The sequence below is a fragment of the Terrisporobacter mayombei genome, from assembly GCF_020748465.1.
In the GTDB taxonomy this organism is placed as follows: Bacteria; Bacillota; Clostridia; order Peptostreptococcales; family Peptostreptococcaceae; genus Terrisporobacter; species Terrisporobacter mayombei.
This window is the reverse complement of sequence record NZ_JAHZMP010000001.1, coordinates 1,276,917-1,292,587: the sequence shown is the minus strand read 5'-3', so window position 1 is coordinate 1,292,587 and position 15,671 is coordinate 1,276,917. Positions and strand designations below refer to the sequence as shown.

Annotated in this window: 7 protein-coding genes; all 7 read left to right on the top strand. The window is 27.1% G+C overall.

From position 1 onward, the window contains the following. The first annotated feature begins 4 nt into the window (after positions 1-4). The 7 genes from K0039_RS06205 to ytvI all read left to right on the top strand — a co-directional run bounded on the left by K0039_RS06205 (position 5) and on the right by ytvI (position 15,669). The gene (locus K0039_RS06205) at positions 5-763 is read left to right on the top strand and encodes a PD-(D/E)XK nuclease family protein (RefSeq protein ID WP_228104151.1); all 759 of its coding nucleotides are present in this window, start codon (positions 5-7) and stop codon (positions 761-763) included. Next, entirely contained in the window at positions 753-4,214 is a 3,462-nt protein-coding gene (addB, locus tag K0039_RS06200) for a helicase-exonuclease AddAB subunit AddB (protein WP_228104150.1), read from the top strand. Before K0039_RS06205 ends, addB begins: the two co-directional genes overlap by 11 nt. Continuing rightward, the gene (gene addA, locus K0039_RS06195; protein WP_228104149.1) at positions 4,214-7,999 is read left to right on the top strand and encodes a helicase-exonuclease AddAB subunit AddA; all 3,786 of its coding nucleotides are present in this window, start codon (positions 4,214-4,216) and stop codon (positions 7,997-7,999) included. Before addB ends, addA begins: the two co-directional genes overlap by 1 nt. An 18-nt stretch (positions 8,000-8,017) precedes the next feature. Beyond that, complete coding sequence (locus K0039_RS06190; RefSeq protein ID WP_228104148.1) at positions 8,018-9,229, top strand: exonuclease SbcCD subunit D; 1,212 nt, start codon at positions 8,018-8,020, stop codon at positions 9,227-9,229. Continuing rightward, positions 9,216-12,746: an AAA family ATPase gene (locus K0039_RS06185; RefSeq protein ID WP_228104147.1), complete on the top strand. Its 3,531-nt coding sequence runs from the start codon at positions 9,216-9,218 to the stop codon at positions 12,744-12,746. The genes K0039_RS06190 and K0039_RS06185 overlap by 14 nt, the downstream gene beginning before the upstream one ends. Positions 12,747-13,240: 494 nt before the next feature. After that, on the top strand, positions 13,241-14,494 hold the full coding sequence (locus tag K0039_RS06180) for an HlyC/CorC family transporter (RefSeq protein WP_228104146.1): 1,254 nt from the start codon (positions 13,241-13,243) through the stop codon (positions 14,492-14,494). Positions 14,495-14,601: 107 nt separating this feature from the next. Beyond that, positions 14,602-15,669, top strand: coding sequence for a sporulation integral membrane protein YtvI (gene ytvI / locus K0039_RS06175; protein ID WP_228104145.1), 1,068 nt, complete (start codon positions 14,602-14,604; stop codon positions 15,667-15,669). Positions 15,670-15,671 lie beyond the last annotated feature (2 nt).

The following is a 15,671-nucleotide window of genomic DNA, read 5'->3' as shown; positions in this document are numbered from 1 at the left end:
TTAAATGAATGAGAAATTAAAATATTTTACATATAGCCAGAATTCTCTAAATACTTATAAATCATGTCCTTTTAAGTTTAAATATAAATATATAGATAATATAAATTGGAAACATGATGATTTAGGCAGTAGGGAATATTATGACAGCTTAAGATATGGACGAGATTTTCACTTATTGTGTGAAAGATATTTCTCCAATATTCCTATAGGAGAATTTGAAGATAAAAATTTTAATAAATGGATAAATAAAATAAAAGATTTGTTGCCAATTAAAGAATGTAATATATATTTGCCAGAATATGAAATGAATTTAAATTTAAATGGACGAAAAGTTGTGGCAAAAGTTGACTTAGTTATAATAGAGAAGGATAAAATAAGTCTTTGGGATTGGAAAACTGAAAACCAAGAAATTACATATAAAAATGCACTTAATAGAATGCAAAGTATGGTTTATATGTTTTTAACTGAAGAGATAATAAGAAAAAACTTTTATCCAAGTTATAAAATTGAGAATATAAGTATGAATTATTATCAGCCAGCACTAGAAAACAAACCAGTGATTATAAAATACAATGATAAATTTCATGAAGAAAATAAAATGAAGATTTTAAATATTATTGATAATATAGAAAATTCAGATTTTAATAATGAAAACAATATAAATAAAAATACAAACCACTGTAAATACTGTGAGTTTAATAAGCTTTGTAACAGTGAAGCTGTAAATTATGAAATTTTGGAGGAAGACATTTATGGGTCTTAGATTTGTATTAGGTAGAGGTGGAATAGGAAAAACAACCTTTATGCTAAATGAAATAAAAAAAAGAGTGCAAGACAATGAAACTAGTCCTGTAATTCTTTTAGTTCCAGAGCAATACTCATTTGAGATGGAAAAAAATATGTCTAAACTTTTCCAAGGAGAAGAAAAGGACAAATATTTAAGAAGTAGAGTGCTAAGTTTTAAAACCATGAGTAGTATAGTATTTTCAAAAGTAGGTGGACTTACTGATGTAAATATTAACTCTAGTGGTAAGGCTATGATTATATATAAATCCATAGATAAAATTAGTAATGAGCTAAAAGTATATGGAAGATCTTCTACACAATCTGGTTTTGTAGGATCCATAACAGATATGATATCAGAATTAAAACAATACAATGTATCACCAGATGCTTTAGAAAATATAGCAGGAGAAATAGAAAATGAAACTTTAAGATATAAATTAATGGATATTGCTAAGATCTATGGAGAATTTGAAAAAAATCTACATGAAAATTACGTGGATTCTCAAGATCTATTAACATCCTTAAGTTCAAAATTACAACAATGTGATTATTTTAAAGATGCTTACATTTATATAGATGAATTTACTGGCTTTACACCAAATCAGTACAGTATTTTAAAAGAATTATTAAAACAAGCTAAAGAAGTTTATATTTCCTTAACTATAGATTCTTTAACTCAATTTACATATTCAAAAAATGATGCTTTCTCAAGAACTAAATATACTTATGAAAAGTTATATAAAATTGCAGCAGAAGAAAGTGTAAAAATTCATACAAATATAAATTTAAATGCAGAAAATGTAAAAAGATTTAATGGAAATGAAGAATTACAACATTTAGAAGCTTTTTATCATGCATATCCTTATAGAAAATATGAAAAAGAAACGAAACATGTAAGAATTAAAGAGTTTAATAATTTATATGATGAAGTAGAGCAAGTGGCAAAGGATATTGTTCATTTAGTTAGAGATAAAAAAGCAAGATATAAAGATATAACTGTGGCTACTAGAGATTTAAATAGATATGATTTTTTAGTGCGCTCAATTTTTAAAGAATATGAAATTCCCAACTTTATAGACTCAAAAAGAGAGGCAAAGAGTAATCCTATTATAGTATTAATTCTTTCTGCATTAGAAATGAGAAACAGAAGATATTCTTATGAGACTATGTTTAGATATTTAAAGAGTGGTCTTATAGGTGTAAGTGATGAAGATATAAGCTTACTTGAAAATTATGTACTTCAAAACGGAATTACAGGCAAAAAGTGGTTTGAAGAAAAATGGGAGTATAAAGTTAATCAAAATTATTTGGCAGAAGAAAGTGAATTTGATTTGGAACAAAAAGAGAGAATCAATGAAACTAGAAATCAAATATTAGAACCAATTATAAAATTACAAAATAAACTTGATAAGAAAAATAAAACTGTAAGAGAAATCTGTACTTATGTGTATGAGTTTTTATTGGATATTAATATAGAAGAAACTTTAGAATCTTTAATTAATAATTTCAATGAAAAAGGCGACCTGGAAATTGCTAAGGAATACTCACAAGTTTGGCAAATAGTAGTGGATATACTTGACCAAATGGTAGAGTTAATGGGTGATGAAAAAATATCTTTAGATAAATTTATGAAGGTGATAAGTCTTGGATTTGATGAATATGAGCTAGGTCTTGTACCTCCAAGCATGGACCAAGTTTTAGTAAGTTCTGTAGACAGAATGAAAAACTCCAACACAAAGCACCTTTATTTAATAGGAACTACTGATGGTATATTCCCACTAATATCAAAAGAAAGTGGACTTTTAAGTGATAAAGACAGAAATTCTTTAGGTGAAAAAGGAATAGAAGTTGATATAGATAGTAAGACAAAAACTTATGAAGAGCAATTTTTAGTTTACAAGGCATTAACTTATACAAGTGAAAACTTAACAATAAGTTATCCCATATCAGATCATGAAGGAAAGACATTAAGGCCTTCAATAATTGTATCTAGACTTAAAAAAATATTCCCTAATATTAACACAAAAAGTTATGTACTAAAAGATTTGGATAACTCTACAGATACAGCTTTAGACAATATAACAGTAAAAGCACCTACTTTCAATGAGTTAATAAATGCTATTAAGGAATTTGAAATTAGAGGGGATATCAACGAAGTTTATTTAGATTTATATAGATATTTCCTAGGTGATGAAGAATATAAGAATAAGTTGGAGAAAGTAGTAAGGGGGTTAAGCTATACTAACCAAGTTGAAAAAGTAGAAAGAGAAAAAATTAAACAATTATATGAAAATAAAAACTTAAGTATTTCCAAGCTAGAAAGATATGCTCAGTGTCCATTCTCATATTTTATTCAATATGGACTAAAAGCACAGGAAAGAAAAGAGTATTCTTTCACAGCACCAGATTTAGGTTCATTTATACATAATATACTTGATATTTTCTCTAAATCTTTAAACAAAGACAAATTAAACTGGCATGAAATAGATGAAGATTATATTAGAAGTAGAGTATCTCTTATTGTAGATGAAATGGTAAGCAAAATACCAGGATTTATTTTAAATTCTTCTGAAAGATACAAGTATTTGGCATATAGATTGAAAAAAATGCTAGTTTCTGCAATTAGTATTATTTCCATGCAAATAAAACAAGGAAACTTTGAACCTGTTGACTACGAAGTTAGCTTTAGAAAAAATGGGAAATATCCACCGATAAAATTAGTATTAAATGATGGTCAAGAAGTAACTTTAGTCGGTCAAATAGATAGAATAGATGAATTGGAGAAAGGCGACAGCAAGTATATCCGTATTATAGACTATAAATCAGGAGATAAATCCATCAACTTAACAGAAGTTTATTATGGCTTACAATTACAGTTATTAGTTTATTTAGATGCAATTATAGACAGTGATAGACATAAAAAATCAAACTTAAAACCAGCAGCTATACTTTACAACAGAGTTGATAACCCTATTGTAAGAAGCAATGAAGATCAAAAAGATGCTGTAATAAATGAAGAAATATTAAAGAAACTTAGAATGAACGGATTAGTATTAAAAGATGTTGACATAATCGGAGAAATGGATATGTCCCTTAAAGAAGGAGAAAGAAAAACATCTTTAGTTATACCAGCTAACTTTGACAAAAATGGAAATATAGGCAGATATACTAAAGGAGTTACAGAGCCAGAGTTTGATATATTAAGAGAATATGTAAAATACGAAGTAAAAGATCTTTGTGAAAGAATGGTAGAAGGAGATATAAGTATAATTCCATGTAAAAATAAAAATGGGACATCTTGTGATTTTTGTACTTACTCATCAATCTGCCAGTTTGATCCTTCAATAAAAGGAAACATGTATACAATCCTTAATGATAAAAGTGATGAAGAAGTAATAAAACTAATGGAGAAGGAGGTTAAGAAATAGTGAGCTCACCAAAATGGACTGATGAACAACAAGCAGTAATAGATAGTAGAGACTGTAATCTGCTAGTAGCAGCTGCTGCTGGTTCGGGAAAAACAGCAGTATTAGTTGAAAGAATAATACAAATAATAACAAATAAAGAAAAACCTGTAGATATAGATAGCTTACTAGTAGTTACCTTCACCAATGCAGCAGCGGCGGAAATGAGAGAGAGAATTGGAGATGCTATAGGTAAGGCATTGGAGAAAAACCCAGAAGATAGTCATTTACAAAATCAGTTGGTACTTTTAAATAAGGCAAGTATAACAACAATACACTCATTCTGTTTGGAGGTTATTAAATCAAACTTCCATAAAATCGACTTGGACCCTAACTTTAGAATAGGAGACGAAACAGAATGTACTATTTTAAAGTTGGAAACAATAGAAGAAATTTTTGAAGAATTTTATGAAGAAAAAGAAGACGATTTTTATAAATTAGTGGAAAGTTACAGTGAAAAAAGAGGCGATACTAATTTACAACAAATGGTACTTAGTATTTACTCTTTTGTAATGTCTTCACCTTATCCAATGGAATGGTTAGAAGAGAGTGTAAATGATTTTAATATAAGTGATGATTTTGATTTTTCTACATCAAAATGGGCAAAAATTATTTTAGATACTATAAAAATTCAAGTTAATGGTATAGTCAAAAACTTTGATAAAGCGCTAGAAATGGTGGAAAGTATTGAAGAATTAGAAACTTTTGCCGATAAATTAAAAATAGAGTATAAAATGATAAAAAGATTATTGGATAGTTGTGACGAAGATTGGGAAGAAGCATATAAAGCAGCTATCTCTCTTGAATTTGAAAACTATGCAAAAGGAGTAAAAAGAATTCCTAAGGGAACGGAAGAGTATATAAAAGATGCTAAAGATAAAGCTAAGAAAATTAGAGATGATGCAAAGAAATCTTTAGAGTCTATACAAAGTTCCACGTTTAACAAAAATATTTCTGATTTAAACAAGGAAATAGAAATGTTACATCCTGTAGTAGGTTCTTTAAGTAAAATACTTAAAAGATTTATTGAGTTATATAGTGAAAGAAAAAGAGAAAAAGGCATAATCGATTTTAATGATATTGAGCATTTTGCTCTAGACATATTAATAAAAAAAGATGAAAATGGAGACTTTTTAGAAGATGAGCATGGTAAAGCTATAGGAAGTGATATAGCCATAGAGTACAGAGATAAGTTTTATGAAATATTCATAGATGAGTATCAAGATTCCAACTTTGTACAAGAAGTTTTACTTTCAACTATAGCAAAAACTAAAGCTCCAAACAGATTTATGGTTGGAGATGTTAAGCAAAGTATCTATAGATTTAGACAAGCTAAGCCAGAAATTTTCTTAGACAAGTACGCTACTTATGGTACGAAAAAAGGTGAAAAAAATAGAAAAATAATGCTTTATAAAAACTTCAGAAGTAGAAAAGAAGTTATAGACAGTTGTAACTATGTTTTTGAAAATATTATGAGTAAAAACATAGGTGAAATTGAATATACAGAAGATGAAGCCTTAAATTTGGGAGCTTCTTTTAAAGAAAACTTAGAAGAAAAAGTAATTGTGGGAGGGCCTACAGAAATCCATCTAATGGAAAAAGCTCAAAAAACTACTGAAGAAAGTCAAAATGAAGAAGAACAACTAGAAGAAGAGTTAGACAATATACAATTGGAAGCTCGTATGGTTGGAAAAATAATCAAAAATTTAATGTCTCCAGGTGAAGAAGGAAATATACATAAAGTATATGATAAAAAGTTGGATGATTATAGAGTTGTAGATTTTAAAGATATAGTGATTTTACTAAGAGCCACATCTGCATGGGCACCAGTATTTGCTGATGAATTAATAAACATGGGAATACCTACTTATGCAGATACAGGCATGGGATATTTCGATACTATAGAAATTAAAACAGTAATGGCATTTTTAAGAATAATAGATAATCCTATGCAAGACATTCCTTTATTATGTGTTTTGAAATCACCAATACTTCCTTGTACTTCATTTACACCAGAAGATTTTATAGATATTAGATTGGAAAATAACAATACAAATCTTTATGAATGTATAAAATTAATTAGCGAAAGTGAAGATGATGGAAAGAAGGAAATAAGAGAAAAATGTAGAAGTTTTTTAAGAGAATTAAAAAAATATAAAGAAAAATCTTTATATATGAGTACGGATGAATTTTTATGGCATTTATACATGAAAAGTGGCTATTATGCTTATATTGGAGCACTTCCAAGTGGAAGTCAAAGACAAGCTAACTTAAAGATTTTATTTGAAAGAGCAAAACAGTTTGAAGAAACAAGTTTTAAGGGAATTTTTAATTTTATAAACTTTATAAATAAAATAAAAAAATCCAACTCAGATATGGGAAGTGCTAAAACTCTTGGTGAAAATGCCAATGTTGTAAGAATAATGTCTATACATAAAAGTAAAGGGCTAGAGTTTCCAATAGTGTTCTGTTCTGCTATGAGTAAAAACTTTAACACAATGGATTTTAAAAAGGATATGTTATATCACTATGAATTAGGCTTTGGGCCACAGCTTGTAGATATAGATAGACGTATTTCTTATCCAAGTATTGCAAAAGAAGCTTTGAAATATAAGATGAATTTAGAAAATCTTTCAGAAGAAATGAGGATTTTATATGTTGCTTTAACAAGAGCAAAAGAGAAACTTATATTAACTGGAGCAGTAAAAGATATACCTGGAACACTACATAAGTGGGGCAAAAACTTAGACGGCAATAACCCAGTTTCTCAGTACGATGTGCTAAAAGCTAGAAATTATCTAGATTGGATTATGCCTTCTGTATTAAAACATAAAGACTTTAAGGAAATAAGAAAAGCCTACGATATAGAAACTTTATCACAATCTAATCATGACTCTAGGTGGTCTTTAGATACCTGGGAAAAAGAAGACGTAATACTTGAAGAAAAAGAAGAAGAAGCTAATATAGAAACTTTACTAAAAGAAATGGAAGAAAAAAGTACAGAAGCTGATTATAAGGAAGAAATAAGTGAAAAGTTAAATTATTCATATCCTTACAAAGAAAGTGTAAAAGTTTCTGCCAGTATATCTGTATCAGAAATTAAAAAAATGCAAAATATTCATGAAGAAGACTACTCAGAGTCTTTATATGAAGAAAAAATAACTTTAAAAAGGCCATTATTTATCCAAGAAAGTGAAGCAAAGAATAAAATAAGCCCTCAGGAAAGGGGTACAATAGTCCATTTAGTTATGGAAGTTCTTGATTTAGATAAAATAAATACAATAGATGAAATAAAAGCTCAAATTAAAGATTTAATTAAAAGAGAAATAATAAGTGAAAAACAATCACTAGTTATTAATCCTTTTAAAATATATAAATTCTTCAAATCTAATATAGGAAAAAGAGCATTATCATCACATCTAATAAAAAGAGAACAAAGTATTTATTCTCAGATTAAAATGAACGATATTTATCTAAATAATGAAGATATTCAAAATAATAGGGTAACCTATGAAGAGGAGAGTCTAATGCTTAGAGGTATCATCGACTTATACTTTGAAGAAGATGATGAAATAGTAATAGTAGACTATAAAACAGACTATATAGATGAAGGTAATAAACAAGAGATAATAAATAGATATGAAAAGCAGCTAGACTTATATGCAGAGGCTTTAAATAAGCTTACGGGTAAAAAAGTTAAAGAAAAGTATTTATATCTATTTAATATAGATGAAGAAGTTAAATTATAAAAAATTAAAGGAGGAGCCATGAAATTTATTCATACATCAGATTGGCATATAGGTAAAAATCTAGAAGGTCATTCAAGATTAGAGGAACAAGAAAAGTTTTGCAACGATTTTATAAAAATTGTTGAAGAAAACAACATAGATATGGTTATTATTGCTGGAGATGTGTATGATACTTCAAATCCTCCAGCTGGGGCAGAAACCTTATTTTATAAAACAGTTAGTAGGTTAGCTGATGATGGAAATAGATGTGTGCTAATTATAGCAGGTAATCACGATAATCCAGAAAGATTATCTGCTGTATCACCTCTTGCAAAAGAGCAAGGGATTATAATTTTAGGATATCCATTAAGTAGTGCAACTGAGGAAAAATATAAAGGTTATGAAATAGTGAAAGCCAGTGAGGGATGTTTAAAATTAAACATTAAGGGAGAGAAAGTAACTGTAATTACATTACCTTATCCAAGTGAAAAAAGATTAAATGATGCAATTAAAGATGTGGAGAGTGAAGAAGAACTACAAAGAACCTACTCTAACAAAATAGGTGATATCTTTAGAAATTTAGAAGAAAACTTTGAAGAAGGTAACATAAATATAGCTGTATCTCATTTATTTGTATGTGGAGGAGATCCATCTGACTCAGAAAGACAAATACAACTGGGAGGAAGTCTTGTAGTTGATAAGCGTGATTTACCACAAAAAGCTCAATACACAGCTTTAGGACATTTACATAAGCCACAAAAAGCATCTGAAAGATTAAATGTATATTATTCAGGATCACCACTACAATATAGTGTAAAAGAGAGAATTTATGCCAAGGGAGCAAATGTAGTAGAGATACATGCAAATGAAGAACCTAAAATAGAAACTATATACTTTAATAATTATAAACCTATTGAGGTTTTCAAATGTGATGGAATAGAAGAAGCCTTAAGAGTATGCGAAGAAAATAAAGATAGAGATATATGGTCTTACTTTGAGATAAAAACAGATGAAGTTATAAGTCAAGAAAATATAAAGAAAATGAAATCCTATTTAAGAGATATTATTGAGATAAAGCCAATAATTACTTTTGAATGTGAGGCAGAAGAAATCGACTTAAAGGAAAAATCCATGGCTCAATTATTTAGTGATTTTTATAAATTCAAAGAAAAATGTGAGCCAAGGGGAGAGCTTATGGACTTATTTTTAAACATAGTAAGCGAAGAGGGTGAAGACGATGAAACCAATTAAATTAGAGCTAACGGGGTTAAATAGTTATACTGATAAGCAAACTATAGATTTTGAAAAGCTAACATCAAGAGGCTTGTTTGGTATTTTTGGTAATACAGGAAGCGGTAAATCTACTATATTAGATGCCATAACTATAGCTTTATATGGAGATATTTCTAGGGATACTACTGATTATATAAATTCTAGTTGTGAAAAAGCAATTGTAAATTATGAATTTGAAATAGGAAGCAAAAATAATAGAAAAAGATATTTTGTTGAGAGAACTATAAAAAATACACCAGCAGGAGGTACTAAAACGTCAAGAGTGCTTTTGGGAGAAATAAAAGACAACGGAGACATAAATGTACTTGCTGACAAGGTTGGAGAAGTGAAAAGTAAAATTCAAGATATTATAGGATTAACTTCTGATGACTTTACAAGATCTGTAGTTTTACCCCAAGGTAAGTTTAGTGAGTTTTTAAAACTACAAGATAGAGATAGAAGAAAAATGCTTGAGAGAATATTTAATCTTGAAAAATACGGGGAAAAACTTTCAACTAAGGTTAAGATAAGAAGAAATACAGCAAAAGAAGATTTAACTAGCATAAATGGTAAACTTAGTCAACATGAAGGAATTACAGAAGAAGTATGTGAGGGAATAAGAGAAGAACTTTTACAAGCTAAAAATCTAGAAAAAATTAAAAATGAAGATTTATTAAAATCTGAAAAAGAATTTGAAGAAAATAAAATAATATTTGAAGATCAAAACTCTTTACAAAGATATATAGATAGAAAATCGCAAATAGATTTAAAAGAAAAAGAAATTAATATAAAAAGAGAAGGAATTGAAAGAAGTGAAAGAGGAGAAATTATTATTCCTCATATAAACGATATAAAAATATTAGAAAAAGATATATATGAAAATTCTAATGAAGTAAAAAAATTAGAAGGAATTATAATCAATATTAAAAAAGAAATAGATTTATTATCCATACGATATGAAGAAGCAAAGAAAGAAAAAAATGAAAAAATACCTTTATTAATTGAAGAAAAAAGTAAACTTCAAAGAGGAATAGACTTAGAAGAAAAAATAGAAGCTTTAAATAATGATATTAAAGAACTAAAAAAAGAAATTGATATAGATAATAAGGAAAAAGAAAATTTAGAAAAGTTAATAATTGATTTACAAAATCAAGTTAATAGTAAATATAAAAAAATTCAAGAGAATAATAAAAATATTGAATCATTAAGCATAAGTACAGAGTTAAAAGAAAATATATTTGAGGCTTACAATAAAGAAGAAGAGTTGAAAAAATTAAGTGTAGAAAAAGAAGAAAATAATAAATTATTAAAGGATGTAAGTAAAAGAATAGAAGATTTAAAGTTTAAAAATATTGATGTGGAAAAGAATAAATCATCAGTAAATGAAAAACTAAAAAAACTTTCAGATCATCAGGAAACTTTAAATAGAAGTTGTCCTGGGGATAACAAGATAATATCAAGTGAAAAAGAGTATCTACATAATTTAAAATCAAGATTGGAAAATACGAAAGATTATGAAAAACAAATTAATTCTATTAAAGATGATTTAAACAAAAATGAAAAAAATAAATTTGAAAATAAAAGATATTTAAATGAATGTAGCGAAAAATTACAAAGAATAAATAAAGCCATAGAAGAATTAAAAGAGGAACAAGAAAGCCTAATATATAAAAATATGGCGGCTTATTTAAGAGAAGAATTAAAAGAAAACGAGCCTTGTCCTGTTTGTGGATCTACTCATCATGAAAAAATTTATACTAGTGCTAATTTTGAAGAAGCAAAATTAATTGAAGAGAATATTAAAAAACTAGAAGATGAATACAATAAAGAAAAACAAAATTATGATGAATTAGCTTTAAAGAATACAGAAATTAATTCATTTGAAAGTATAAAAAGAAAAACTTTAAGCGAGTTATCAGGTAAATTAGGCGATTATAATTCTTCTTCATTGGAAAAAGAAATAGACATAAAACAAAAAGAACTAAGAATATTAGAAGAAAAAGTATTGTCTTGGGAAGACGATAAAAACAAGACAGTTGAAGAAATATACAAAATAAAAGATTTAAAATATGATGTGGAAAAAGAAGAAGTAAAAATAAAAGAAAACTTAAATTTAGATAGAAAATTAAGTACTGAATTAAAAGAAAAAATAGATAATTTAAATAAAAAGTACGACAATCTTAATTTAGAATGCTTAGGATTAAAATCTAAAATTAAAGTGAATGATTTAGGGTCTAAGGTAAAAGAAATTGGAGAAAATGAAAAGAAAATTGAAAAGTTAAATAAGGAAATGTCAATTTTAAATAAAGAAAAAGAAACTTTAGATAAAGAACTTAAAGAAAAAGATAGTTTATTTAATGAAATTGACAAGAAACTTTCTAACTTGATTCAACTTAGAGATACTAAATATAAAGAAGTAAAAAATAAGGAAGAAGAATTGAACAAAATTGCTAAGGGTGTTTCACCAGCAAAACTATTACAATCTACTATAGATAATATCGACAGAATAACAAATAATGAAAAACAACTACATGAAGAGCTAACTAATAAAAAGCATGATTTTGATGAAAATACAAAATTAATAAGTAGTAAAGATGGTATTTTATCTCAAGCTAAAAAACAATTAGAAAGTAAAAATCAAACATTAACAACGTTATTAATAGACAATAAATTCGACTCAGTTAATTCTGTGGAAAAATCTATTTTACCAAAAGAAGAAAAAGATAAGTACAAAGGTGAAATAGAACATTTTGATGAAGAGACTAAATACTTAATAGTAAAGATATCTGATTTAAATAAAAAATTAAATGGAAGAAGTATAAAACCTGAAGACTTTGAAAATCTTCATATTTCAATTAATTCATTAAAAAATGAGATAGCTAATTTAAGAAAAAATATTGGTTCAAAGGAAAATGAGCTTAAAAATATTGAAAAATCTTTATTATCAATAAAAGAATTAACTAAAGAAGTTAAAAAAGTTGAACATGAATTATCTTTATTAGATGAAATAAGTAAATTAATAATGGGAAATAAGTTTGTAGAATACGTGGCAACGAATCAACTTAAATATATTGCACTAGAAGCATCAAAAAGATTAGGCTCTATAACTAGAGGTAGATATGCACTAGAAATAGATGAAAATCTAAACTTTATAATGAGAGATAATATGAATGGAGGACAAAGAAGAAGTGTTGATTCACTATCAGGAGGAGAAACATTCTTAACATCATTGTCTTTAGCATTGGCATTGTCTTCTCAAATACAATTAAAAGGAAGCAGTCCTTTAGAGTTCTTCTTCTTAGATGAAGGTTTTGGATCTTTAGATGTAGAATTGCTAGATGTAGTTATGGAGTCTTTAGAAAATCTTCATAATGATCAACTAAGTATAGGTATAATTTCACATGTGGAGGAATTAAAAAATAGAGTACCGGTAAAACTTTTGGTTAGTCCATGTGATGTAGGAAAAGGATCTAGAGTGAAAATAGAATATAGTTAGATTAAAACCGGCCCTAAAGGGTCGGTTTTTTCATAGTAAAAAAAGGAGGCACCTACTGGGGGAATAGTAGATGCCTTAAAAAATATATACTTATTAGGGGGAGAGATATATAATTTCCGCTCTCATATATAATTCTTTCCGTTTTTTAGAATTTTATACATTTTTTTACGAAGCTCAGAAATAAATATCAACAAAGGAGTAACAACAAAATATTATTGTTGTAAGAAAGACTCTGTATTAGCCTTTCTTAATTTTAATATATGTAAATATTCATAAAATGACACAAAATGATAAAAAAAACTTTTTTTTCAGTATAATTTTTTCAGAATATTTTTGTTATTGATTTATTTATGATAAGTTTAAATTAATAAGGGACAAAATGGATATAATATTTACAATGGCGCTTTAATGAAATTAATTAATTTAAAACGATGTTAAATTATGCTATAATACTTAATAATATAAAATATATATATGTAGGAGAGTGGTAAAGGTTGGATAGTTCGACCGGTAGTTTGGTTCAAATAGTTTTATTAGTAGTTTTATTAATGGGGTCAGCATTTTTCTCTGCATCTGAGACAGCATTAATGTCACTTAGCAGAATAAAAATAAGACATATGGAGGAAGATGGAGTTAGAGGAGCGAAATTAGTAGGTTCTTTAATCGAGAATTCTAATAGATTGCTTACATCCATATTAATAGGAAATAACATAGTTAATATAGCAGCAACATCTATATCTACTTCATTATTTATAAGTATATGGGGATCACAAGGTGTGGCAGCAGCAACAGCTTTAATGACTGTATTAGTATTAGTTTTTGGAGAAATAACACCAAAAACTATATCAGCTAGTACTCCTGAAAAAGTAGCATTAATGGTTGCTAAACCAATTAAAATTTTTATGATAATATTAAAGCCAGTAGTGGCAATATTTAATGTTATTACAAAAATAATATTTAAAATTTTTGGCGTAGATGATCATGGTGTAAGACCGTTTATTACAGAAGAAGAGTTAAAAACCATGGTAAATGTAAGTCATGAAGAAGGCTTATTAGAAATGGAAGAAAGAGAAATAATCAATAATGTTTTTGAATTTGGTGATATGCAAGCAAAAGAAGCTATGGTTCAAAGACTAGATATTGTAGCTATTGATGCAGAAGATAGTTATGAAGAAATAATTGAATTATTTAAAACAGAAAAGTTAAGTAGAATGCCTGTATATGAAGAGACAATTGACGATATTATAGGTATATTAAATATAAAAGATGTAATATTCTTAAATGATGAAGAAATAGCTAATTTTGATATAAAAAAATATATTAGAGATCCTTTCTTTACTTATGAATTTAAGAAAATTACTCAACTTCTTGAAGAAATGAAAAAAGATAAAAGCCAAATGGCCATTGTAGTAGATGAATATGGTGGTACAGCAGGTTTAATAACAATAGAAGATTTAGTAGAAGTTATAGTCGGCGACATAGAAGATGAATTTGACGAGGAAGAAGATGAAATAGAAGTAATTAGTTCTAATGAGTTCCTTGTTGAAGGAAGTACTAAAATTAGCGACGTAAATGAAGTTTTAAATATTAACTTAGAATCTGAAGAATTTGACTCTATAGGAGGATATATTATAGGATATATCAAACACATACCAGAAGAAAATGAAGTTATAGAAGTAGATAGAGTTAAATTTAATATAGAGTCAGTAGACAAAAATAGAATAAAGAAAATCAGAATAATGTTATAGCGAATAAAGCACTGTTTTAAACAGTGTTTTATTTGTATTTTAAAGCAACGTGAATTTTGTATATAAAGATTATATTGAGCATATAATCAAAGATAGAGAAGGGAATGATGTGTGTGTCTGTATTGAATAGATCATTTTTATATAAGTTAAAAAACAATGTAATATTTTTCGTTATATATTTACTACTATTTTTACTAGTTGTAAAAACTTTTGGATATATAGCCCCGTTCTTTATAGCAGGTTTGTTAGCGGTTATTATAAACCCTATATCTGAAAAATTAAAAAGAAAATTTAAAGTAAATAAAGGAATATCAACTTTATTTTTAAGTTTATTAGGTGTTGGTTTAGTTATATTTTTAGCTTCATTTTTACTAGTAAAAGGAAGTCAACAACTAGTTTCATTTTTAAATAACATAGATAGCAATAGTTATTCATATTTGGGAACAATGATAAATGATTGGGTAAGTAACCTAGATAAATATGTAAACTATTTCCAGGGAATATCCAACAACAGTATAGACATTCCAAGTTTAGTAGCAAACTATGGAAAGAACCTTGCTGATATAGCTAAGACAATGTTAGCTAAGATAATAGATTTAGCAACATCTCTGCCAACAGTAGTACTTATAATAATAACATTATTTATGTCTACATATTTTATAGCTAAGGATTTTGATAAAATAGAAAATGCTTTTCTAAATATTTTTACAGATGATACAAAAATAAAAGTACGTAGAGTAAAAAATGAAATAATGTCTTCAATAAAAGGGTACATAAAAGCATATACAATTTTAATGAGTATTACATTTTTAGTGATATGGATAAGTTTCTCAATATTTAAGATTCCTTATGGATTACCTTTGGCTATAATAGGTGCTTTACTAGATTTAATACCTTTCTTAGGTATAATTGTAATATTTGTTCCAGTTATAATTTATTACTTTGTTATAGAGAACTACTTTGTTTCCATAGGAATAGCAATAGTATTTATAGCATTATCAATACTTAGACAAATATTAGAGCCAAAGTTAGTATCTGTAAATGTTGGGATAAGTCCATTGCTTACAATAATAGCAATATTTGTGGGTATACAAGTAGCAGGAATACTGGGAATAATCTTCTTTTTAGGATTATTAGTTATGCATGATATATTAGAAAAAGTAGATATACTATAAAA

What these genes read in the sequence shown, in the direction of transcription:
- K0039_RS06205 (WP_228104151.1), top strand. Translation starts at nt 5, where the DNA reads ATGAATGAGAAATTAAAATATTTTACATATAGCCAGAATTCTCTAAAT.
- addB (WP_228104150.1), top strand. Translation starts at nt 753, where the DNA reads ATGGGTCTTAGATTTGTATTAGGTAGAGGTGGAATAGGAAAAACAACC.
- K0039_RS06190 (WP_228104148.1), top strand. Translation starts at nt 8,018, where the DNA reads ATGAAATTTATTCATACATCAGATTGGCATATAGGTAAAAATCTAGAA.
- K0039_RS06185 (WP_228104147.1), top strand. Translation starts at nt 9,216, where the DNA reads ATGAAACCAATTAAATTAGAGCTAACGGGGTTAAATAGTTATACTGAT.
- ytvI (WP_228104145.1), top strand. Translation starts at nt 14,602, where the DNA reads ATGTGTGTGTCTGTATTGAATAGATCATTTTTATATAAGTTAAAAAAC.